The sequence below is a fragment of the Corynebacterium sp. NPDC060344 genome, from assembly GCF_042725215.1.
Lineage (GTDB): Bacteria > Actinomycetota > Actinomycetes > Mycobacteriales > Mycobacteriaceae > Corynebacterium.
Window position 1 is genome coordinate 18260 of the sequence record NZ_JBHXCS010000004.1, and the last position, 21716, is coordinate 39975.

The window sequence follows — 21716 nt, forward strand, 5'->3', positions numbered from 1 at the left end:
GCGGCTGAACCAGTGCCACGACCAGCACCAAGGAAGTGAAGATATGTCGACGCCCGCCAATGTCGACGGCCTCAACATCGACCGCGACCGCGACCGCGATCTCGGCCTCGAACTCGATCTCTCCGAGTACGACCTCGACGTCACCGGGATGACCTGCGCCTCGTGCGCCAACCGCATCGAGCGCAAGCTGAACAAGCTCGACGGGGTCACCGCCGCGGTCAACTACGCCACCGAGAAGGCCCACGTCACGGCGCCGGAGGGCTTCGATCCGCAGCAGCTGCTCGACACCGTCGACGCCGCCGGATACTCGGCGACGCTGCCGCCCCCGCCGAATGCCGGGGGAGATGGTGAAAAGGGTGTGGATGGGACGTCGTCAAGCAATGGCGCGGACACCGCCGCCGACCGCGAGCTCGAGGCCCTGCGCAACCGCGTGATCGGCTCCGTGGCGCTGGCGGTGCCGGTGATTCTGATCTCGATGTTCCCGGTGCTGCAATTCACCAACTGGCAGTGGCTGGTGCTGACGCTGACCGCGCCCGTCGTCGTGTGGGCCGGCTGGCCGTTCCACCGCGCGACCTGGAAGAACCTGCGCCACGGCGAGGCGACCATGGACACCCTGATCACCGTGGGCACCCTGTCCGCGTTCATCTGGTCGCTGTACGCGCTGTTCCTGGGCACCGCCGGCATGCCGGGCATGAAGCACGAGTTCACCCTGTCCGTCGCGCCGACCGATGGCGCCGCGAACGTGTACCTCGAGGTCGCCGCGGGCGTGATCATGTTCGTGCTGGCGGGGAGGTACTTCGAGAAGCGGTCCAAGCGCCGCGCCGGCGACGCCCTGCGCGCCATGCTCGACCTCGGCGCCAAGGAAGTGCGGGTGCTTGACGACGGTGCCGAAAAACTCGTCGCCGCATCAACCCTGCAGGTGGGGGATCGATTCGTGGTGCGGCCCGGCGAGAAGATCGCCACCGACGGCCGCGTGGTCGAGGGGTCCTCGGCCGTCGACGAGTCGATGCTCACCGGCGAGTCGGTGCCGGTGGAGGTCGCGCCGGGCGACGGCGTCACCGGGGCGACAGTCAACGCGTCGGGGCGGCTGGTGATCGAGGCGACGCGCGTCGGCTCCGATACGCAGCTGGCGCAGATGGCGAAGATGGTCGAGGACGCGCAGTCCGGGAAGGCCGACGTCCAGCGCCTGGCGGATCGGGTGTCGGGGGTGTTCGTGCCCATCGTCATCGCCATTGCGGTGGCCACCCTGGCGGCGTGGCTGGGGGCGGGGTTCCCACCGTCGGCGGCGTTCACGTCGTCGGTGGCCGTGCTGATCATCGCCTGCCCGTGTGCGCTGGGATTGGCCACGCCGACGGCGCTGCTCGTGGGCACCGGCCGCGGCGCGCAGATGGGCGTGCTGCTCAAGGGGCCGGAGGTGCTGGAGTCGACGCGGCGCGTGGACACCATCGTGCTGGACAAGACCGGCACCGTGACCAGCGGCGACATGGCGCTCGCCGAGGTGTGGGCCGGCGACGGCGTCGACCGCGCCGACCTGCTGCGCCGCGCCGGGGCCGTCGAATCCGCGTCGGAGCATCCCATTGCCCGTGCCATCGCCGAAGGGGCGAAGGCCGAGTTGGCGCGAGGCGAAGTGGCGGATGCCGCGTCGGATCCGGCGGAGGCGCTGCCGTCGGTCGAGGACTTCACCAATCTTCCCGGCCAGGGCGTTCGCGCCACCGTCCGCACCGACGATGGTGACGTGGAGGTCACGGTCGGGCGCAATCTCGGCGAGCTTCCGGAGGATCTCGCCGCCCGTTTCGACGCCGCCGTCGCCGCCGGCCGCACCGCCGTCACCGTCGCGTGGGACGGCCGGCCGCGTGGCGTCCTCGTGGTCTCGGACCGTGTGAAGCCGACGTCGGCCGATGCCATCGCCGAACTGAAGGAACTCGGTCTGGAACCGGTGCTGCTGACGGGGGACAACGGGGTCGTCGCAAAGCATGTCGCGGAGGAAGTCGGCATCGCCGACGTCCGTGCCGAGGTCATGCCCGCCGACAAGGTCGACGTCATCGCCGACCTGCAGAAACAAGGGCGCGTCGTGGCGATGGTCGGCGACGGCGTCAACGATGCCGCCGCCCTCGCGCAGGCGGATCTGGGCCTGGCCATGGGCACCGGCACCGACGCCGCCATCCAGGCCGCCGACATCACGCTGGTGCGCGGCGACCTGATGGCCGCCGTCGACGCCGTGCGGCTGGCGCGGCGGACGCTGGGGACCATCAAGGGCAACCTGTTCTGGGCGTTCGCGTACAACGTCGCGGCGATTCCGCTGGCGGCGCTCGGGCTGCTCAATCCGATGCTGGCGGGTGCCGCGATGGCGTTTTCGTCGGTGTTCGTGGTGTCCAACAGCCTGCGGCTCAAGGGTTTCCGCAGCAAGGCGGGGCACGTGGAGGAAGGAAGCTAGATGACGGAGAAGCTCGAACTCGAATGCTGCGCCGACGGCACGGGCGGCGGCGGTGACTGCGGCTGCCACTCGCATCACGGCTACATCAGCGACAAGAAGCGCTACCTCGCGCGGCTCAAGCGGATCGAGGGGCAGGTCCGCGGCGTGCACAGGATGATCGACGAGGAGAATTACTGCATAGACATCCTGACGCAGATTTCCGCGCTGAACTCCGCGTTGAAGTCGGTGTCGCTCGCGCTTCTCGACGACCACATGCGCCACTGCGTCGTCGCCGCCGCCGAAGATGGCGGCGACGAGTTGGAGGTGAAGCTCCAGGAGGCGTCCGAGGCCATCCGCCGCCTGGCCAAGTAGCGCCGCCGTTTCCGGCGGTGGGCTGCCGACCTGGGATTTTGTGGATTGTGGGCCCCTTGGGTAATCTTCCACGCGGAGGATTCGCCTAGCGGCCTATGGCGCTCGCCTGGAACGCGAGTTGGGAGCAATCCCTCAGGGGTTCAAATCCCCTATCCTCCGCCACCGAGAACCCCCTGGTCCTGTGACCAGGGGGTTCTCGCATGTCCGGGTCTGCACGCTAACCCACCTCGAATGTCTTAACCCACCCGCTATAACGGGCCTTTTCGGCCATTCGGGGTGGGTTTAGCGGGAGGGGAGCGGCGGTCGGGGCTCGCGGACGATGCGGGGGACGAGCTTCACCATGATCACCATCGCCACGAGCTCGACCATCGTCTGGGTGACCACGGCGAGGGCGGCGATCTCCAGGCCCGCGGGAAGCGACAACGCCAGCGGCAGCACCACCAGGGAGTTGCGGGTCACGGCGGAAAAGCCCACCGCCCGCGTCGCCGGCACATCCAGGCGCGCCAGCTTCGCGGTGAGCACGCCGAGCAGCAAAGCGATGGGAACATAGGCGGCGTACAGCGGCACCAACCGCGCCAAATCCCCGAAACGCGCGGTCACGTCCGCGATTTGGGAGGCGATGACCAGGGCGAGGGTGGCCATCATCAACGGCACCATCGCCGCGGCCATCACCCGGTCCACGCCGCGGGCCAGGCGGCGGGCAGCTCCGGAGGGGGACGGTGGGACGTCGTCAAGCACATCGGCCCTGCCCCCGGCGACCTGCACGACCACCGCGGCGGCGAGCGGCACGATGATCAGGAACGCGAACGCGGCGATGAACGGGCCGGGGTCGAGGAAGCCCTCCAGCGCCTCGCCGGCGAAGAGCTGGCCCGGCCCGACGAACATGAGCAGGTACAACGGCAGTGCCGCCATCTGCAGCAACAGCAGCATCGGCGTCGCGGCGAGCAGCCTCGCCCGCGCGCCGCCGGCCAGCCCCGTGAACGGGATGACGTAATCGATGCACGGCGCGAGCAGCACCAGCAACAGCCCGATGAGCAGCCCGCGGTCGTCGACGACGAACCTGGACAACCCGAACACGGCCCACGGCGCGACGAAGAAATTGACGCCGACGATCGCGGCGCCGAAGCGGACGTCGCGAAATGCCCGGCCCAGGCGCGTGACCGGCACCGACAGGAACGTCGCGAACAACAGCAGCCCCAGCGTCGGCGTGATCCACCACGCCAGCGCCGCCGGCAGCCCCGTCCAGCCGAGGCGCTCGGCGACCAGCCCGACCAGCGCGCCCACGCCGATCGCCGCGAAATACAGCGCCACCTGGTGGTCGTCCCACCAGTCCGGGATCGAGCGCGCGCCCGCGGCCACGTCCCCGGCGCCGCGCGAACCCGTCCCGGCCATCGCGCCTCCCATCCGTCGGGGCCCGTGCGCGGTCGACGCCGGGCCATCGCCCTCGAACCTAGTGAAGGTCCCGTCCCCGTGCCCGTGGCCGGGGTTGGCATCGCCGCGCCCCGCCGGGGTATGGTGTGGGCCGGACCCCACGCGGCGTCCATCTCGCGAACTCCCCCAGGGCAGGAATGCAGCAAGGGTCAGCGGGCTCTGGCGGGTGCGTGGGGTCCCCTTATGTCTAGGGGGATTGCTTTGCGACGGCCCGCCGCCCGCTCATCCGCCCCGCACCCGCGGTCCGCTGCCGGAGCAGGCGGCCGGGGCGCGCCCTGGGCAAACGACCCTTCTGCACGGCAACGGCGTTGTGCTCTATCCTTTGTGCTTGACAACTGCGCCGTTCCACGGTGGCCGTCATCCCGGGCGGCCCGATCGGCGCCGTCGATGACGAAGGATGTCTGCCATGAAGCTGGATGCGTACGATTCCCACGAGCTTGCGCAGCTCAAGGATGATTTCGCCAAGGAGTACGCCGACCTGAAGGCCAAGGGCCTGAAGCTCGACCTCACCCGCGGGAAGCCGTCGGCGGAGCAGCTGGACTTCGCCAATCCGCTGCTGGGCCTTCCGGCGCCGGATTACAAGACGGAGTCGGGCGAGGACACCCGCAATTACGGCAACCTGAAGGGCATCACGGGCATCCGCGAACTGTGGGCGGGGATGCTGGGCCTACCGGTGGACAACGTCATCGCGGGCGATGCGTCGAGCCTGAACATCCAGTTCGATCTGATCAGCTGGGCGATGCAGTTCGGCACGGTCGATTCGGAGCGCCCGTGGAACGAGGAGCCGGTGCTCAAGTGGCTGTGCCCGGTGCCGGGCTATGACCGCCACTTCTCCATTTCGCAGCACTTCGGTTTCGAGATGATCCCGGTGCCGCTCAACGACGACGGCCCGGACATGGACATGGTCGAGCGCCTGGTCGCGGCGGATCCGCAGATCAAGGGCATGTGGAACGTGCCGGTGTTCTCCAACCCGACGGGCGTGACGTACTCGGAGGAGGTGTGCCGCCGTCTCATCGAGATGCCGACGGCCGCCCCGGATTTCCGCATCATCTGGGACAACGCGTACATGGTGCACACGCTCACCGACGAGTTCCCGGTCAACCACCCGGTCGTGTCGTGGGCCGAGGAGGCCGGCAACGGCAACCGCGTGTGGGAGTTCGCGTCGACGTCGAAGATCACGTTCGCGGGCGCGGGCGTGGCGTTCTTCGCGTCGTCGGAGGCGAATATCGCCGATTACGTCAGCCACGCGTCGATTCGCGGCATCGGCCCGAACAAGGTCAATCAGCTGGCGCACCTGAAGTTCTTCGGCGATGCCGACGGCGTGCGCGCGCAGATGCTGCGCCACAAGGAGTCGCTGGCGCCGAAGTTCGATCGGGTGCTGGAGCTGCTGGACAAGCGCCTGGGCGAGTACGGCGTCGCCGAGTGGACGACCCCGAAGGGCGGGTACTTCATCTCGTTGGACGTCGTCGATGGCACGGCGCGCCGCGTGATCGAGCTGGCCAAGGAGGCCGGCATCGCGCTTACGGGTTCGGGTTCGTCGTTCCCGCTGAAGGATGACCCGAATGACCGCAACATTCGCCTGGCGCCGTCGCTGCCGCCGATCGCGGAGCTCGAGGCCGCGATGGATGGCGTGGCCACGTGCGTGCTGTTGGCCGCGGCCGAGCAGTTCTCGACCCGCTAGCGGGAGCTTCGTGGATCTTCGCGAGACGTCTTTTTGGGCGCGCCGCCTCTTCCCCGGGGCGGTGCGCATCGCGGTGCGCGGGGCCCGGCTGCCGGGACGTCGCAGGGTGAAGTCGCGGCCGGGCATCCCGGTCAAGGTCGCCGAGTTTTCGCTTTACGACGACCCCCTCGACCCCGAAGCCATCCCCGACGTGGCGGATGGCGGCGAGGACGGCGGCGCCGTGTTCGCCGTGGCGGAAAATTCGGTCGGGTCTGGCTCGGTCGGCTCTGGTTCTGCCGGATCTGGCTCGGCCGGTTCCGGTTCCGCTGGCGCCGATCCTGCTGCGCCGCGCCGCGAGATCGCCGCGTTCACGGTGAATTTCGGGCGCGTCGACCTGGGGCTGCGGACGCCGAACGGTGATGACGTCCGCGTCGAGATCTTCCTGGTCGCCTACCCGGATTCGATCGACGGCGGCGATGCGGGCGCTGCTGGCGCCGCAGGTGACGCGATCGGTGATTCCGCGATGGCGCTCATCGTGTCGGGTGCCGCGGCGCTGGTCGCCGATGATCCGGAAGCGGCGCGGCCGACGCCGGGGTCGGTGATCCCGGAGGCCGTCCGCGTGGGACTTGGCGACGCCTTCGATGGCTCGGGCTCGACGACGCCGCACCTGCTGTGCGTCGTGCCCTACGTCTGGCCGGATGGCGTGCCGACGATCACGGAGGAGCCCGGCAAGATCTCCCTCCACGAGGACACCGCCGGTTTCCCCGACGCCACCTCCGGAGGTGCGCGCCTGACCACGGTGACGCAGCTGCTGCCGATCACCGACGAGGAGTACGCGCATGCCGATGCCCACGGCGTCGAGTCGCTGATGCAGCTGCTCGCCGCCGCGGATGCGGACATGCGTGATCTGGGGCGCGGGTCCGTCGTCAAGTAAAACCGGGAGATGCGGCCGAGGGCGTGGATTCCCGGGGCGCGCGTCTGTGGCGCGGCGGGGAGCGGGTGAATAAGATTTCGCGCATGAACGGAACGTGTGCGCGATGAGCCGGCTCGAGTATCTGCTGCTGCACACGTACCCCCTGTGGGGAATCGACGGGCCGACCTGGTTGATGCTGATCAGCGGCCTGTTCTGCGTGGGATTGCTGGTGTGGTGGATCGCCGATGCCCGGGATGGATACGTCGCGGCGCGTGCCGTGCGGGATGCCGCGGCAGAGATGTCGGGAGGCTCGGGGGAGCCGCACGGCCGGGGTTGGAACCGAGATGGCGGCCGCGCATCGAGGATCGCGGCGTCGATGGCGCCGGCGTACGTCGCGTACCTGTGCGGCGGGCCGAGGCGCGTGACGGATCTCGCCTTCGCCGAACTGGCGGTGGCCGGGGCGGTGCCGGTGCTGCAGGCGTCCAACAGGAAGATCGCCCTCGCGTCCGAGGTCAAACGCGGTGCGGGTGCGTGGGCGCCGGGCGCGGCGGGGCCGTCGCATGGCCTGAGTCCGCTGGCGGTGACGTTGTTGGAGGCGTCGCGGGGGAGAGGGGCGATCAACAAGCGGGCCCGTCGCGCGGTCAACCGCGACATCGGGGCGATTCGCGCGGAGCTCGTCGACGGCGGGCTCGTGCGCCGGAATCGGATCCGGCCGCATTCCGCCATCGCGCTGGCCGCGTTCGCGGTGTTCATGCTGGTCAACATCGTGCGCACGGTCATCGCCGCCAACAGTTACCGGCCGTACGGGTTCATGGTGGCGCTGCTGGTGACCATGGTCATCGTCGTTTTCTGCGTGGTGATGTCCCGCCGCACCCCCAAGAACGTGGACCCAGAACTGACGCCCGAGGGTCGCGCGGTGCGGGCCGTCCTGGATGGCGAGGCCGCGCGCCTCGGCGACACGGTGGCCATGCTCCCGGATCGGGCGCAGGGCCTGATGCTCGTCGCCATCGGCGGACTGGCGGCGACGGCGATGGTGTCGCCGGTGCTGGCGCAGACGTATTCGACGATGATGTGGACCTCGCCGTTCTCCGGCGGCGACGGCGGCTCCACCTACGGCTGCGGCGGTGGCGGTGGTTCCTGCGGCGGCGGTGGCGGCTGCGGCGGGTGCGGCTCATGACGGGCCTGGCCGGTCCAACCATCGCGTGGCGCCCGGGCACGGCGGCGGCCATCGCGGTGGCGTCGCCGGCGTGGACCGAGGTCGTCGCCGACTCACTCTTCCCACACGACGAAACGCACGAAGCCAACCCCACGGACACTCCCGCCGCCACCATCCCGCCGCCGCTGGCCGATCTCATCGACCGCGGCGCGGCGGTCGTCCCCCACGGGCTGCGCTTGTCGCTGGCGTCGGCGGATCCGGCCGACGTCGGCGACCCTTCGATCCTCGCCCGTGCCGCCGAGGCGCTGGGGTCGCCGCTGGCCAGCGAGCACATCGCGTTCACCAGGGCCGGCGGCGTCGACGTCGGGCATCTGGTGGCGCCGCCGCAGACGCCGGAGCAGGTCCGGGTCATCGCGCGCAATTACCGCGCGGTCGCCGATCGCATCCCGGTGCCGGTGGCGCTGGAGCATGTTTCGGCCATGCTCGATTGGCCGGAGTCGACGATGGCCGAGGGCGATTTCGCCGCCGAGGTCTGCGACGCGACGGGCGCGGGCCTGGTCCTCGACGTCGCCAACGTCTACGCCAACGCGGTCAATCGCGGCGCGGACCCCCTCGCCGAGCTCGGGCGCTTCCCCGTCGAGCCCATCGCCTACGTCCACGTCGCGGGCGGCCACATGCGCGCCGGCCGCTACGTCGATTCGCACGTCGATCCCGTCCCTCCGCAGGTCCTGGCGCTGTTGTCGGTCCTCGCCGACCGGTGCCGCGCCGCCGGCCGCCCGGCGCCGCCGACGATGATCGAGCGCGATGGTTCCTACCCCTCGCGCGAGGTCATGCTCGCCGAGTTGTCCGCGGTCGCGTCCGCGCTTGACGACGACCGCGTCCAACCCCCTCGGCCCGCCCCATGACCGGCGGCGGGGAGCCCCGGCCGGATCACGATCGGCTGGCGGGGAGGCAGGCGGCGGTGGCGAGGGCGGTGGCGTCGTCAAGCGAGAAAGCCGCAGGTGACGCGCTCGGCGAGGTCCCGGGGCCCGCGCTCGATGCGGGGCAGGTGGCGTGGTCGCGCAGACAGCTGAGGATCAAGCGGGCGGGCGCGATCGCGCACCGGGCGCCGCTGCTGGCCGATGCGGTGGCGGCGTCGGGAAGCACGTTGACCGCGGAGTACCTGGCGTGGATTGACGGTGTCGGTGGCGGCGATGGTGCCGAGACGCTCGGGGAGGCGGCGGCGCTGTCGGCCCACCTGTGCTCGCGGATGGCCATGCCCCTGGCCGTGGTCGACGAGCTGCTGGTGCTGCGGGATCGGGCGGCGGGGCCGTCGCGGGCGAGGGTGCTGCGCCAGGGCGGCCGGTGGATGATCCGCATCGGCGAGCGGCGGCGTTTCGGCGGGCGGTGATGTTCGAACGCGGCCGGTGCGCGATCCGGGGTGGCCGGTAGGCTGGGCGCGTGGCTCTGTACAGGAAGTATCGTCCAGCGACGTTTGCCCAGGTGGTGGGGCAGCGGCACGTGACCGACCCCCTGTCCGCGGCCCTGGAATCGCGGGGAGCGGACGGGGAACCGGACCGGATCAACCACGCGTACCTGTTCTCGGGTCCGCGCGGTTGCGGCAAGACGTCGTCGGCGCGCATTTTGGCGCGCAGCCTCAATTGCGTGGAGGGGCCGACGGCGACGCCGTGCGGGAAGTGCGCGTCGTGCGTGGCGCTGGGGCCGGGCGGCACGGGCAACCTGGACGTGATGGAGCTCGACGCGGCGTCGCACAATGGCGTCGACGACATGCGCGACCTGCGGGAAAAGGCGATGTATGCGCCGGCGGAGTCGCGGTATCGGGTGCTGATCATCGATGAGGCGCACATGATCACGAAGCAGGGCTTCAATGCGCTGCTGAAGATCGTGGAGGAGCCGCCGGAGCACCTCATTTTCGTGTTCGCGACGACCGAGCCGGATGACATGCTGACCACCATCCGGTCTCGCACGCATCATTATCCTTTCCGGCTGTTGCCCCCGAATTTGATGAAGGGCCTGCTGCAGCAGATCGTCGCCGAGGAGCATGTGCCGGTCGCCGATGACGTGTATCCGCTGGTCATCCGTGCCGGTGGCGGGTCGCCGCGCGATTCGCTGTCGGTGATGGATCAGCTGTTGTCCGGTGCCGGGCCCGATGGCGTGACGCATGAGCTGGCGGCGGGGCTGCTGGGCGTGAGTGATCAGGGGCTGCTTGACGACGCCATGGCGGCGCTCCAGTCCGCCGATCGTGCGGCTTTGTTCGGGTGCGTGGATCGCGTGGTGCGGTCGGGGCAGGATCCGAAGAGGTTCGCGGAGGATTTGCTCGGCCGGGTGCGTGATCTGCTGGTCATTGCGGCGGTGCCGAAGGCAATGGAGGAGGGGCTTGTCGATGCTCCGGAGGATCGCGTGGAGGCGATGCGTGAGCAGGCGACGGCGGTGCCGACGGGGACGTTGACGCGATTCGCCGACGTTCTGCAGCGGGGTCTGCCGGACATGTCCGGGGCGACGTCGCCGCGGTTGTTGCTCGAGGTGCTGTGCGCGCGGATGCTGCTGCCGGCCTCGGAGCAGTCGGTGGAGTCGTTGATCCAGCGCATTGAGGCGCTCGAGCGCGGTGGCGTTGTTGCTGGTGGTGGCGGTGTTGGTGCTGCCGCTGACGGTGCCGCAGGTGGTGCCGCAAGGGGCGCCCAGAATCAGGCACCGAATCAGCAGGCGCCGAATCAGGCGCCGGCCCAGAACCAGGCCCAGAATCAGCAGGCGCCGAACCAGGCCAAGCCGCAACATGCCGCTCCTACCGGTGGCGCCGGTGGATTCGGTGGGGCCGATGACGCCAATCTGTCGCCGCTGCAGCGTGCGCGAATGGCCAGGCAATCGCAGAATCCTCAGGCCGCGCAGACGCAGCAGGCTCCGCAGCAGACCCAGCAGCCGCAGCCGCATCAGCCGGTCCAGCAGTCCGAGACTCCGCAGCCGGAAACCTCGCCGCAGCAGGACGTTCAGCCGCAGCAGTCTTCCGCGCCGGCGTCCCAGCCCAAGCATCCGACGGAGCAGCCGATCGGGCAGCCGGCCGAGCAGCAGCACTCCGCGCCTTCGGCTGAGGCTGAGTCGGCGCCGGCCCAGCCTGCATCCGGAGGGGCCGAGGTTCCCGATCAGGAGGAGCAGGCCCGCAAGGCCCGCGAGATGCGCGAGATCTCCCGTCGCATGCAGGAGCAGGCGCGCGAACATGAGCGCGCCGAGCGCGAGCGCCTGGCCAAGGAACGCGAAGCCGCAACCCGCGCCGCCGAGGGCGACGCCGGTTCGGTGGCGCCCGAGCAGTCTGACCAGTCTGACCAGGCCGAACAGCCTGCGCAGCCCGAACAGCCCACCGAGCCCGTGCAGCCCGCCGAACAGCCCGCGCAGACCGCCGAGCCCCGGCCGGAGCAGTCCACGGAGCAGCCGGCGGGCGAGGGCGAAGGGGTTGAGGAGGAGTCGTCGTCAAGCGATCACCTGGCGTCCCTGCGCGAAGCGTGGCCGCAGGTCGTCGAGTACGCGGGTGAGAACAACGTGCCCGTGCGCGTCATGGCGGCGCAGGCGGTGCCGGTCGAGCTCGACGGTGGCGTGCTCACCATCGGGCATCACACCGGTGCGCTGGCGAACCGTCTCAACGATCCCGCGAATACCGCGGCGCTCGGTGCCGCGGTGCAGCGTGTGGAGGGCATTGAGGTGGAGGTGCGGTGCGTCGTCGGCACGTCGCCGCGCGCGACCGGGGAGCGTTCGGGTGCGCGGGCGCGCCAGCATCAGGCGCCCGCCGCCGAGGGTTCGGAGGGCGCGAAACCGGCTCCTGAATCCGCGGGAACTCCGAATGATCGGGCTGAGCCAACCGTTGATCAGTCCAACGAAGGTCATTCACCTGCGGGAATGACGGGCGGCCACTCGACTCCTGATGCCGAGGCCCCCGTAACCGACATGCCCGCCGCCGAGGCCGAGCAGCGCGTCGACGCGCGCGAGCAGGCTCAGGAACAGGCCCGCGAGCAGGCCGCCGAGCAGGCTTCACAGTCGCAGCCGCAGTCGGCGCCCCAGGAGCAGTCGGCGTCCCAGCCTCAGCCGCAGCAGGCTGATTCGGGGCGTCCGATTCCCGCTTATCGACGCATCCTCGAGGAGCGCCGCCGCGCTCAGGAAGCCGCCCAGCGCAACGGCGGCGGCGACGGCGCGCAGGCCGATGGGCCGGGTGGACAGCAGGGCGGCGCCACTGCTCAGCCGGGAGCAGGCGGCGTCTCGGATGCGCTCGCCGCGGCTCGCAACGCTGCTCAGAATCAGGAGCAGCGTCACGAGCAGCCGGTCGACGGCGCGAAGAAGAAGTACGTCCCGCCGCCGCCCGCGCCGGGGACGCAGACGGTGGTCAAGCGCCGTCACGACGACATTCCGCTTCCTCCCGAGCCCTACGACGACGTGCCCCCGCCGCCCGAACCCGACTTCGGCGACTACCCCGATGACGGCTACGGTACGCCGCCGAGCTTCGGCGGCAATCAGGGCGGCCCCGGCAACCAGGGCGGCCCCGGCGGAGCGCAGCAGTACTCGGCACCGTCGAACTCTGCGCCCCCGCAGCAGAACCAGCAGCAGAATCAGCAGGCCGGAGGCTATGGCGCACCGTCGAACCCGGCGCCGGCGAACACCGCGCCTGTGAATTCCGGGCCGGCGCCCGCTGCACCCGCCGCTGCTGGATCCGCCGCCGCACCCGCCGCGCAGGAAGACGGCCTCGACGACGAAGAGCGCGAGCTCCTCGACGCCGCCCGCACCCCCGGCCAGCTCGACCACCGCGACCAAAAGGAAGTCGTGATGGAACTGCTGGCCAAGGAGCTCGGCGCCAAACCGCTGTAGGCCGCGCCCGGAGGGGAGGGCGGATGGCGTGGAGGCGGGGCGTCGTCAAGCAGCCGCCCGCATTCGCCCAGCGCGAACGCGTTCGAAAACGGCCCGCGCCTGCCCTGGCCGATCCGCGCTCGCCGCTACAATCGGCGGCGACGTGGGCGAGCAACGCCCGCCCGGACGAACGCGACCGGTCCGGCCCCGAACCGACCCCGAATCGACCCCGAAAAGGAAAAGACATGAGCCAGCCCGACATGAACGCCATCCTCGCCCAGGCCCAGCAGATGCAGGCGCAGCTCGAAGCCGCGCAGGCCGAGATCGTCGCCTCCTCCGTCGTCGGCGAAGCCGGAAACGGCCTGGTCAAGCTGACCATGCGCGGCTCCGGCGAGGTCACCGACATCGCCCTCGACCCGAAGGCCGTCGACCCCGAGGACGTCGACGGGCTGCAGGACCTCATCCTCGGCGCGTTCCAGGACGCCACCACGAAGGTGCAGAACCTCGCGCAGGAGAAGATGGGCCCGCTGCAGGAGGGCTTCGGCGCGCTCGGCGGCGACGGCCTCGGCTTCTAGGACCGGCGCACCGAATTGTTCGAAGGACCTCTTCAAGATCTCATCGATGAGTTCGCGCGCCTGCCCGGCATCGGGCCGAAAAGCGCGCAACGCATCGCCTTCCACCTGCTCAAGGTGGAGCCGGAGGACGTCGACCGCCTCCAGTCGGCGCTGGCGCGGGTGCGCGACGGCGTCCACTTCTGCCGCGTCTGCGGCAACATCTCCGCCGACGAGGTGTGCCGCTATTGCGCCGACGGCCGCCGCGATCGCGGGCTGATCTGCGTCGTCGAGGAAGCCCGCGACATCCAGGCCATCGAGCGCACCGGCGAATTCGAGGGCCGCTACCACGTGCTCGGCGGGGCGCTGGACCCGCTGGGCGGCATCGGGCCCAACGAGCTCAACATTCGCACCCTCTTGCAGCGCATCGGCGGCGTGCTTGACGACGTCCCCGGTCCGCCCGGTTCCACCCCCGGCGAGGAGACGCCCAATGGCGTCATCGACGACGACGGGAATCTGCCGGCGCCGGAGATCACCGAGGTGATCATCGCGACCGACCCGAACACCGAGGGTGAGGCGACGTCGACGTATCTGGCGCGGCTGCTGCGGGATTTCCCCGGCCTGTCGGTGACGCGGTTGGCGTCGGGCATGCCGCTGGGTGGCGACCTCGAGTACGTCGACGAGCTCACCTTGTCGCGCGCCTTGACCGGCCGCCTGGCGATTTAGGCGGGGCCGGCGAGGGGCGGCACCCGGTTTCGGCCGCGCGCTCCCGGCCGCCTGCCTCGCCGTCGCTGGCCGCGCGGGGCGGCGCGACCCCAGCCGGACGCGCCCTGGCCGAAGCCAGAAAGACGCCCAGTGAACAGAAAGAGGCGGTCAACCACGTCTATTTGTTCACTGGGCGTCTATCTGTGGGCGGGGCCGGGGGAGCCTCGCCGCGCCGCCGCCAGCCTCGTGTAGCCGGCGCCCGTGCTGCTACCGACCTCACCGCGTCGACCGCCAGATCTGCGCTGGAGATACCTACGTTTCGGCCAGATACCTACGTTTGAACGTGAGTATCTGGCGTAAACGTAGGTATCTGCGTCGAATCGAGGCGGGGGAGCCCCGCCGACCGCGCTCACCACCGCCCCGCCGCTAAATCTCCTGCCACTCCGGCTTGTTGTCGTAGGCGTAGCGGTAGTACTCGGCGTTCTCCAGCTTCGACGCGGCCGCGGCGTCGACGATGACGGTGGCGTGCGGGTGATACTGCAGCACGGACGCGGGGCACAGGGCGGAGACGGGGCCCTCGCACAGTGCGGCGACGGCCTCGGCCTTCGCGGCGCCGGTCGCCAGCAGCAGCAGGTGCCGCGCCCGGCCGATGGTCGCGAGCCCCTGGGTCACCACGTGGTGGGGGACGTCGTCGATGGAGTCGAAGAACCGGGCGTTGTCCGAAATCGTGCGCGGGTGCAGGGTTTTCACGCGGGTGCACGACGCCAGCGAACTCCCGGGCTCGTTGAACCCGATGTGCCCGTCGGTGCCCACGCCCAGCAGCTGGACGTCGATGCCGCCGGCCGCGGTGATCGCGCGGTCGTATTCGGACGCGTGCCGCGGGTCGAGGCCGTTGGGCGACTGCACGAGGGTGTCCTCGATGTCGATGTGCGAGGTCAGCTCGCGCCGGATGGTGGCGTGGTAGCTCTGCGGGTGGTCGGGCTGCAGGCCGATGTATTCGTCGAGCAGGAACGCGCGGCACTGCGCGAACGACAGGCCCTCCTCACGGTGCCGCCGCACGAGCTCGCGGTACGCCCCGACGGGGGTGGACCCGGTGGCCAGGCCGAGGGTCGCGCCTCGCTCGGCGTAGCGGGCGAGGACGTCGGCGGCGAGCAGCCCGACGTCGTCGGCATTGTCCAGGATGATGATTTCCACGTCAGCGTTCCTTTCGCGTGCCGCCGATGATCACGGTCGGCGGGGTCGGCGCGCCTCCGTTGCGGGGGGCGGGGCCGGGTTGGGGGGTGTCGTCGCAAAGCAGGAGGTCGGCTCGCTTTCCGACGGCCACCTCACCCCGATCGCCGAACCCCGCTATTGCTGCCCCGGTCGTGGCGGCCATGTGGGCGATGGCGGTGGGGTCGATGCCGCGGGCGAGCATGCGCATGACCTGGTCGTGGATGGTGGAGGTGCCGCCGGCGATGGCGCCGAGGGGCTCCGGGGCGCTGGCGGCGGTATCGGTATCGGCGCTGGTGGAGGCGTCGGTTTCGGCGGCGCTTCCGGCACCGCCCTCCACTTTCAGCCGCGCGACCCCGCCCCGCACGACGACGGGCAGCGTGCCCAGGACGTAGTCGCCGTCGGGCATGCCGGCGGCGGCCATGGCGTCGGAGACCAGCGTGATGCCGGCGGCGCCGGTGGTGGCCATGACCAGGTCGACCATGGAGTCGGCGAGGTGGACGCCGTCGGCGATGAGCTCGACGATCGCCTCGCCGCGGGCGGCGGCGGCCAGCAGCGCGCCGGCGGCGCCGGGCTCGCGGTGGTGGACCGGCGGCATGGCGTTGAACAGGTGAGTCGCCGTCACGGTCAGCCCCAGGTCGGCGGCGTCGCCGATGGCCCGGGCCGTGGCGTCGAAGCCGGCGTCGGTGTGTCCGAAGGAGGCTACGAGGCCGCGCTCGGCGCACACGCGCAGAAGGTCGCCGAGCCGCTCGGTCTCCGGCGCCAGGGTGATGGCGCGGACGTGGCCGCGGCCGGCGTCGAGGATCTTCTCCAGGGCCGCCGGATCGCCGGGCACGATGGCGCGGGGATCCTGGGCGCCGCAGCGGCAGGCGTTGATGAACGGCCCCTCCAGATGAATGCCGTCGATGTGCCCGTCGTCGGCGACGTCGGCGAGCACGGCCACCTGCCGCGCGAGGTCGTCCGGCAGTGCGGAGACGGTCGATGCCAGCAGCGTCGTCGTCCCCCACCTGCGGTGATGGGCGGCCGCGGCGGCGCACCCCTCGGCATCGGCGCCGGGGAAGCCATGCCCCAGCGCGCCGTGGTTGTGCACGTCGGCCAGGCCCGGCAGGATCAGCGGGCCCGTGTCACGGGCATCGCTTGACGACGTCCCGCCGCCCGCCCCCGCACCCCCATCTCCGGGTGCGGCGGGGCGCACCTCGGTGATCACGCCACCGGACCACGCCACGAAGGTGTCGGGCAGTACCCCTTGTGGGGTGACCGCTCGGCCGATGACGTGGCCGTCGTAAAGCGGGGTCATTGCGCTACTTCTTTTCCGGCTCGTTCGTGTCCGGGGTGGCGTCCGGGTTGGCGTCGCGCTCGACGACGACCGCGCGGTCGGCGGCGGCCTGCGTGACGCGGGTGTCCGCCTCCGGGACGACCGGATCCTGCTCGGGGTCGCGGCCCGGGGTCTTCAGGTCGAGCTTGACGATCATCACGCGGAAGATCACGTAGTAGATCACCGCGTAGACCAGGCCCGCGACCACGATCGCCCACGGCTTCTCGGCGATGCCGAGGTTGAGCAGGAAGTCGATCGCGCCGGCGGAGAAGCCGAAGCCGTCACGGGCGCCGACGAGGTTCATCACGGCCAGCGAGGAGCCGGTCAGCACCGCGTGGGTGACGTACAGCGGCCAGGCCAGGAACATGAACGCGAACTCCAGCGGCTCGGTGATGCCGGTGAGGAACGCCGTCAGGGCCAGCGAGACCATCGCGCCGCCGGTCACCTTGCGCTGCGCCGGGCGGGCGGTGTGGTACATCGCCAGGGCGGCCGCCGGCAGGGCGAACATCATGATGGGGAAGAAGCCGGTCATGAACGCGCCCGCGGTCGGGTCGCCGGCCAGGAAGCGCGCGATGTCGCCGTGGACGACGCCGGCGTCGCCCTCGAAGGAGCCGAGCATGAACCACGGCACGAAGTTGAGCAGGTGGTGCAGGCCGATCGGGATGAGCAGTCGGTTGACCGTGCCGTACACGAAGCCGCCGCCGACGGTGTTCTCGGAGATCATGTCGCCGAACCAGGTCAGGCCCTGGTTGAACCACGGGTAGACCAGCACCATCGGGATGGCGATGACCACGGCGGCGAAGCCGACCACGATGGGCACGAAGCGCCGGCCGTTGAAGAAGCCGAGGTACTCCGGCAGGCGCTTGCGGTGGTAGCGCTGCCACAGCATCGCCGCGACCAGGCCCATGATCAGGCCGGCGAGGACGCCGTAGTTGATCATCAGCTGGTCGCCGTTCTGGTCGACCTCGCCTTCCAGCACCATCGGCGACAGGGCCTTGAACACGCCGGTGAGCACCAGGTAGCCGACGACGGCGGCCAGTGCGGTGGAGCCGTCGGCCTTCTTCGCCCAGCCGATGGCCACGCCGACGGCGAAGAGCAGGGGCAGGTTGTCGAACAGCGCCCCGCCGCCGGCCGCGAAGATCGCGGCGAGCCAGTTGAGCACCGTGATGTTTTCCCAGCGGCCCAGCATGTCGTCCTGGCCCAGGCGCAGCAGCAGCGCCGCGGCGGGCAGGACCGCGATGGGCAGCATCAGGCTGCGGCCCAGTTTCTGCAGGTTCTTCATGGCGGCCGACTTCTTCTTCGGCTGCGTGTCGGTGGAGGACATTGGCGTCCCTTTCACTCGGGGGCCGCCGACCATGCGCTGCGCCGGCGATCCGTGCGGTGTTGCATTCATCCGCCAGTGTATCGCACTGGTCATGACCAACCATGACAACTTTGTCACATTTTCCACAATTGCCCCGCCCGGGTCGGTACCGTGGGCGGTGACGCACGAAAGCCGCGTGGGCCGCGGGCGCCGCAGGCGCCCCGCACCCCGACCGCCGGGAAGGTCCGCCGATATCCCAGGAGGAACATCATGGCCAGGATCAACATCGAAGAGATCGTCGCCGGGCTCGGCGGCGCGAACAACATCGACGAAATCGAGGGCTGCATCACCCGCCTGCGCACCGTGGTCAACGACCCGTCGCTGGTGGACAAGGACGTGCTGACCCGCGCGGGCGCGATGGGTGTCATCGGTTCGGGTGTCGTCGTCCAGGTCGTCGTCGGCCCCGAGGCGGAGCTGATCGCCGAAGACATCGGGGATCTGCTGTGACCGCGGTCTGTTCGCCCATCGACGGCGAGGTCGCCGCGCTGGCGGACGTGCCCGACGAGGTCTTCGCCTCGGGCATGGTCGGCGCGGGCCTGGCCGTGGTGCCCTCGGGGGAGGAGGTCATCGACGTCGCGGCGCCGGTGGCGGGCAAGATCATGCGGATCATGCCGCATGCGCTGGTCATCATGACGCCGGAGGGCCGCGGCGTGCTGGTGCACGTGGGCATAGACACCGTCGGCATGAAGGGGGAGGGCTTCACGGTCCTCGGCGCGAAGAAGGATCGCGTGGAGGTCGGCGACGTGCTCATCACCGCCGATGTCGCGGCCATCCGCGCCGCCGGCCACGATCCCATTTGCCCGGTGGTGGTCATGGAGTCCGTCGCCGAGGACGTCGGCGATCTCCTCGAGCCCGGCACGGCCGTCACCACGGGGGATGCACTGTTCCTAGCCTGATTCAACGATGCTTTACGACGCCCCGGCGCACCCCCGCCGGGGCGTTGCCGTGGGTGCGGGGTGGCCGTCGTAAAGCGGGGGCGAAGGTCTACCTGCCGCCGTCGCGCAGGTGCATGCGCAGCGTGTAGCGGTCGGGGCGGTAGGTGGAGGTGCACAGCTCCACGGGGCGGCCATGGCTGAAGGACATGCGGCGGATCCGCAGAACCGGCTGGCCGGGGTCGATGCCCAGCGCGCGGCCGACGTCGGCGGTGGCGGCCGCGGCGGTGCAGACCTGCTCGGCCTCGTCGATGGGCAGGTTGTAGTCCGACGCGAGGATGGAATACACCGACTTGTGCACCGACTTCTCCAGCAGGCCGGGGGCGTGCGTGGCGCTGTACCAGGCATCGTCGACGGAGTACGGCAGGCCATCGCCCATGCGCACGCGCGCCAGGTGCAGGTGCGGGCCGTCGCCGAGGAACTCGGCGACCGACGCCGGCGGCTGGGCGGTCTCCGAGACCAGGATCATCGCCGAGGGCTCGGCGCCCTTCTGCTTCATCTCGGCGGTGAAGCTGGCCAGGTGCAGGTCGGAGCGCAGCGGCCGGTGGGCGACGAACGTGCCCTTGCCGCGGAAGCTCTCCACGGTGCCGTCGGCGACCATGTCCCCGATGGCGCGGCGGACGGTGATGCGGCTGACGCCGAAGACCTCTTCGAGGATCCGCTCGCTGGGCAGGGAATCGCCCGGCTCGAGGTCGTCGTGGCAGACCTCCGTGAGAATCGCCTTGAGCTGCGCGTGCTTGGGCGTCGGCCCGTGCTCGATGCTGTGGCGGGCCAGGAGCGCGAGGGTGCGCTGTTCGGAGGAGGCGGCGTCGTCGGGTGCGTCCGCCGAACCGCGCGCCGTGGCTGGATCGGCGGGAGAGTTCATGGTTCCCATTGTACGACTGGTCATGACAAGTGGCGCGGCGGAAGGTGAGGGCTGCGTCTCATTATCATGTGTCGTCGGTTACGCAGTGGGGCGGGAAAAGGTCACTTGCCCAGCGTAGCGGGGGTTCTGGCGGTGCGGTGACCTTCACTCATGCGAGGCCGACGGCCAGCTTGATGGCGATGCCTATCATGACCAGTCCGGTCAGAACATCGATGATCGTCCACGTGGCGGGCCTGGCCAGGCGCCGGCTGAACGCCCGCGCGCCGATGGCGAGCGTCCCGAACCACACCGCCGACGCGATCACCGCGCCGAGCGTGAACCACCACCGCTGCTCGCCGTAGGACGCCGCCACCGACCCGACGAGCACGACCGTGTCCAGGTACGCGTGCGGGTTCAGCCACGTCACCGCGGCGATGCCCGCGATCGCGCCGGCCAGCGTCGTGGCCACGCTCCCGGTCGGGTGCAGGGCGTCGCTTTCGGTGGTGCCGTCGCTGGCGCTGCTTTGCGACGGCCCCTCCACCGGCCCGCCCTCCGGCTTAGGCGTGGACTTCTGCGTGGATTTCTGTGTGGATTTCCTCGTGGACTTCCACGCCGACCGCAGCGACATCAGCCCGTAGACCACCAGGAACGCGATGCCCAGCAGCGTCACCGCCGTGAGCACGCGGGGATTGGCCTGGAGCGCGGCGCCGAATCCGGCGGTGCCCAGCGACATGAGGATCGCATCGGAGACGATGCAGAATAGCGCGACGGCGGCGACGTGGCTGCGGGCGATGCCGTGGCGCAGCACCATGGCGTTCTGGGCGCCGATTGCCGCGATCAGCGAGATCGACACCAGGAAGCCGGGAATGATCGATTGCACCCCGGAATCTTAGCCCCCCGCCGGCACCCGCTCGTCCGGGGCCTGCTCATCGGGCGACTGTTGGTCCCGCGCCGGCACCCGCTCGCCCGGTGCCTGCTCAGCCGAGTTCGCCGCGGTGGGCTGCGCCGCGGTCGGCGCCGCTCCCGCCCACGTCGCCGTGCGCCACAGCCACTCCAGCGGCCCCTGGCGGAACAGGCCCAACCATGCGACGGAGAACATCCACTGCGCGGCCAGGATGCCCGCGACCACGGCCATCGCCGCCGACCACGACGCCGCCGAATCATCGGCCACCCCGAACAGCGGCAGCGCGTCCTTGACCGCCCAGAACAGCAGCGTCGCGCCGATGTAGTTGGTCAGCGACATCCGGCCCATCGGGGCGAACACCGCCAGCACGGCCGGGCGCAGCGGCGTGGACATGAGGAACCCCAGCAGCGCCATGTACGTCACGGCCAGCAACGCGCCGGCCACCGCGCTCGACGCCGAGAAACCGGCGGCCATCGGGTCCAGGTTCTGCCACCACAGGGCGACCGACGCCAGCGGCGCGGCGATGACCAGGATGATCGCATTCAGGGTGGCGTTGCCGTCGAGGATGCGGGGGACGTCGTAAAGCGCCAGCGCGAAGCCCAGCAGGAACAGGCCCGGAATGGTGATGATGCCGCCGTCCAGCGCCAGCGCCACGCCCAGCAGCAGCCCGCCGGCGACCGCGGCCACCGGCGGCAGCACGCGGATGGGCAGGAACGTCGCGGGCAGCAGCACCAGCATCGCGCACACCGCGTACGGCGTCAGCGCCTCGCCCGGCTGGAGGAGCCAATGGCCGACGCCGAGGACGAAGAGGAACGCGAAGCGGCGCAGCATGACCACGCGCGGACGTGCGGCCCGCGTGCGCGCCGACGCCCACATCAGGCCGAAACCGATGCCGAACAGCAGCGAGAAGATGGGGAAGAACCGCTGCTGCACGAACATGTCCAGCAGATCGCGCACGTGATTCGGGCCGAGGTCGGGATCGATCTGCAGGGTCCAGATCGCCGGGACATTGACGAAGGCGATGCCGCACAGCGCCAGGCCACGGATCGCGTCGAGGGAGCCGATGCGGCCCACGGGTGTTTTGCTCATGCCCCCATTCCACCGCCGCGGCGCCGCCGGATCAT

Annotated in this window: 19 protein-coding genes, 1 tRNA gene and 1 other RNA gene; 14 read left to right on the top strand and 7 right to left on the bottom strand. The window is 70.4% G+C overall.

The genetic code is table 11. The features are described 5' to 3' along the window. The first annotated feature begins 148 nt into the window (after positions 1-148). The 3 genes from ACFWGD_RS06420 to ACFWGD_RS06430 all read left to right on the top strand — a co-directional run bounded on the left by ACFWGD_RS06420 (position 149) and on the right by ACFWGD_RS06430 (position 2947). Positions 149-2434 (top strand): heavy metal translocating P-type ATPase, encoded by a 2286-nt coding sequence (locus ACFWGD_RS06420; RefSeq protein WP_377777980.1) that lies wholly within the window; start codon positions 149-151, stop codon positions 2432-2434. Next, complete coding sequence (locus ACFWGD_RS06425; RefSeq protein ID WP_377777781.1) at positions 2435-2785, top strand: metal-sensitive transcriptional regulator; 351 nt, start codon at positions 2435-2437, stop codon at positions 2783-2785. 74 nt (positions 2786-2859) lie between these two features. Continuing rightward, a tRNA-Ser gene (locus ACFWGD_RS06430) sits at positions 2860-2947 on the top strand. Positions 2948-3067: 120 nt separating this feature from the next. On the opposite strand, the gene ACFWGD_RS06435 is transcribed toward ACFWGD_RS06430, so the two are convergent. Next, positions 3068-4177, bottom strand: coding sequence for an arsenic resistance protein (locus tag ACFWGD_RS06435; RefSeq protein ID WP_377777782.1), 1110 nt, complete (start codon positions 4175-4177; stop codon positions 3068-3070). A gap of 129 nt (positions 4178-4306) precedes the next feature. On the opposite strand from ACFWGD_RS06435, the gene ffs reads away from it, so the two are divergent. From ffs to recR, 9 genes are all read left to right on the top strand, one after another. After that, an RNA gene (ffs, locus tag ACFWGD_RS06440) (signal recognition particle sRNA small type) lies at positions 4307-4401 on the top strand. Positions 4402-4622: 221 nt separating this feature from the next. Beyond that, a complete protein-coding gene (locus tag ACFWGD_RS06445; RefSeq protein ID WP_377777783.1) occupies positions 4623-5897 on the top strand; it encodes an aminotransferase class I/II-fold pyridoxal phosphate-dependent enzyme in 1275 nt (424 codons plus the stop codon). 10 nt (positions 5898-5907) lie between these two features. Next, positions 5908-6810, top strand: coding sequence for a suppressor of fused domain protein (locus ACFWGD_RS06450; RefSeq protein WP_377777784.1), 903 nt, complete (start codon positions 5908-5910; stop codon positions 6808-6810). A 103-nt stretch (positions 6811-6913) separates the two neighbouring features. After that, entirely contained in the window at positions 6914-7966 is a 1053-nt protein-coding gene (locus ACFWGD_RS06455; RefSeq protein WP_377777785.1) for a TIGR04222 domain-containing membrane protein, read from the top strand. Next, complete coding sequence (locus tag ACFWGD_RS06460) at positions 7963-8850, top strand: DUF692 family multinuclear iron-containing protein (RefSeq protein ID WP_377777786.1); 888 nt, start codon at positions 7963-7965, stop codon at positions 8848-8850. Before ACFWGD_RS06455 ends, ACFWGD_RS06460 begins: the two co-directional genes overlap by 4 nt. Beyond that, positions 8847-9335 (top strand): hypothetical protein, encoded by a 489-nt coding sequence (locus tag ACFWGD_RS06465; protein WP_377777788.1) that lies wholly within the window; start codon positions 8847-8849, stop codon positions 9333-9335. Before ACFWGD_RS06460 ends, ACFWGD_RS06465 begins: the two co-directional genes overlap by 4 nt. A 50-nt stretch (positions 9336-9385) precedes the next feature. Next, positions 9386-12790, top strand: a complete 3405-nt coding sequence (locus ACFWGD_RS06470) for a DNA polymerase III subunit gamma and tau (RefSeq protein ID WP_377777789.1) — start codon at positions 9386-9388, stop codon at positions 12788-12790. 224 nt (positions 12791-13014) lie between these two features. Further along, entirely contained in the window at positions 13015-13344 is a 330-nt protein-coding gene (locus ACFWGD_RS06475) for a YbaB/EbfC family nucleoid-associated protein (protein WP_377777790.1), read from the top strand. 15 nt (positions 13345-13359) lie between these two features. After that, complete coding sequence (gene recR, locus ACFWGD_RS06480; RefSeq protein WP_377777791.1) at positions 13360-14046, top strand: recombination mediator RecR; 687 nt, start codon at positions 13360-13362, stop codon at positions 14044-14046. Between the two features lie 405 nt (positions 14047-14451). Here recR and nagB read toward each other — a convergent pair whose 3' ends face one another. The 3 genes from nagB to ACFWGD_RS06495 are packed head-to-tail and all read right to left on the bottom strand — an operon-like array spanning position 14452 to position 17873. Next, positions 14452-15219: a glucosamine-6-phosphate deaminase gene (gene nagB / locus ACFWGD_RS06485; RefSeq protein WP_377777792.1), complete on the bottom strand. Its 768-nt coding sequence runs from the start codon at positions 15217-15219 to the stop codon at positions 14452-14454. A gap of 1 nt (position 15220) precedes the next feature. Further along, complete coding sequence (locus tag ACFWGD_RS06490) at positions 15221-16531, bottom strand: amidohydrolase family protein (protein WP_377777793.1); 1311 nt, start codon at positions 16529-16531, stop codon at positions 15221-15223. Between the two features lie 4 nt (positions 16532-16535). Next, a complete protein-coding gene (locus tag ACFWGD_RS06495) occupies positions 16536-17873 on the bottom strand; it encodes a PTS transporter subunit EIIC (RefSeq protein ID WP_377777794.1) in 1338 nt (445 codons plus the stop codon). Positions 17874-18122: 249 nt separating this feature from the next. Between ACFWGD_RS06495 and ACFWGD_RS06500 the strand changes: the two genes are divergently transcribed. Both ACFWGD_RS06500 and ACFWGD_RS06505 read left to right on the top strand, forming a co-directional pair. Beyond that, a complete protein-coding gene (locus tag ACFWGD_RS06500; RefSeq protein ID WP_377777795.1) occupies positions 18123-18359 on the top strand; it encodes a PTS transporter subunit EIIB in 237 nt (78 codons plus the stop codon). Further along, entirely contained in the window at positions 18356-18808 is a 453-nt protein-coding gene (locus tag ACFWGD_RS06505) for a PTS glucose transporter subunit IIA (protein ID WP_377777796.1), read from the top strand. Before ACFWGD_RS06500 ends, ACFWGD_RS06505 begins: the two co-directional genes overlap by 4 nt. Before the next feature lie 88 nt (positions 18809-18896). On the opposite strand, the gene ACFWGD_RS06510 is transcribed toward ACFWGD_RS06505, so the two are convergent. The 3 genes from ACFWGD_RS06510 to ACFWGD_RS06520 all read right to left on the bottom strand — a co-directional run bounded on the left by ACFWGD_RS06510 (position 18897) and on the right by ACFWGD_RS06520 (position 21681). Continuing rightward, positions 18897-19709: a GntR family transcriptional regulator gene (locus ACFWGD_RS06510; protein WP_377777797.1), complete on the bottom strand. Its 813-nt coding sequence runs from the start codon at positions 19707-19709 to the stop codon at positions 18897-18899. A gap of 148 nt (positions 19710-19857) precedes the next feature. Beyond that, positions 19858-20568, bottom strand: coding sequence for a LysE/ArgO family amino acid transporter (locus ACFWGD_RS06515; RefSeq protein WP_377777798.1), 711 nt, complete (start codon positions 20566-20568; stop codon positions 19858-19860). A gap of 9 nt (positions 20569-20577) precedes the next feature. Next, positions 20578-21681, bottom strand: coding sequence for a DUF418 domain-containing protein (locus ACFWGD_RS06520; RefSeq protein ID WP_377777800.1), 1104 nt, complete (start codon positions 21679-21681; stop codon positions 20578-20580). Positions 21682-21716 lie beyond the last annotated feature (35 nt).

Excerpts from the sequence above, each read along its gene's own strand:
- ACFWGD_RS06445 (WP_377777783.1), top strand. The coding sequence starts at position 4,623 with ATGAAGCTGGATGCGTACGATTCCCACGAGCTTGCGCAGCTCAAGGAT.
- ACFWGD_RS06460 (WP_377777786.1), top strand. The coding sequence starts at position 7,963 with ATGACGGGCCTGGCCGGTCCAACCATCGCGTGGCGCCCGGGCACGGCG.
- ACFWGD_RS06520 (WP_377777800.1), bottom strand. The coding sequence starts at position 21,681 with ATGAGCAAAACACCCGTGGGCCGCATCGGCTCCCTCGACGCGATCCGT.
- ACFWGD_RS06420 (WP_377777980.1), top strand. The coding sequence starts at position 149 with ATGACCTGCGCCTCGTGCGCCAACCGCATCGAGCGCAAGCTGAACAAG.
- ACFWGD_RS06475 (WP_377777790.1), top strand. The coding sequence starts at position 13,015 with ATGAGCCAGCCCGACATGAACGCCATCCTCGCCCAGGCCCAGCAGATG.
- ACFWGD_RS06465 (WP_377777788.1), top strand. The coding sequence starts at position 8,847 with ATGACCGGCGGCGGGGAGCCCCGGCCGGATCACGATCGGCTGGCGGGG.
- ACFWGD_RS06510 (WP_377777797.1), bottom strand. The coding sequence starts at position 19,709 with ATGAACTCTCCCGCCGATCCAGCCACGGCGCGCGGTTCGGCGGACGCA.
- ACFWGD_RS06500 (WP_377777795.1), top strand. The coding sequence starts at position 18,123 with ATGGCCAGGATCAACATCGAAGAGATCGTCGCCGGGCTCGGCGGCGCG.
- ACFWGD_RS06455 (WP_377777785.1), top strand. The coding sequence starts at position 6,914 with ATGAGCCGGCTCGAGTATCTGCTGCTGCACACGTACCCCCTGTGGGGA.
- ACFWGD_RS06490 (WP_377777793.1), bottom strand. The coding sequence starts at position 16,531 with ATGACCCCGCTTTACGACGGCCACGTCATCGGCCGAGCGGTCACCCCA.
- ACFWGD_RS06435 (WP_377777782.1), bottom strand. The coding sequence starts at position 4,177 with ATGGCCGGGACGGGTTCGCGCGGCGCCGGGGACGTGGCCGCGGGCGCG.
- ACFWGD_RS06495 (WP_377777794.1), bottom strand. The coding sequence starts at position 17,873 with ATGTCCTCCACCGACACGCAGCCGAAGAAGAAGTCGGCCGCCATGAAG.
- ACFWGD_RS06425 (WP_377777781.1), top strand. The coding sequence starts at position 2,435 with ATGACGGAGAAGCTCGAACTCGAATGCTGCGCCGACGGCACGGGCGGC.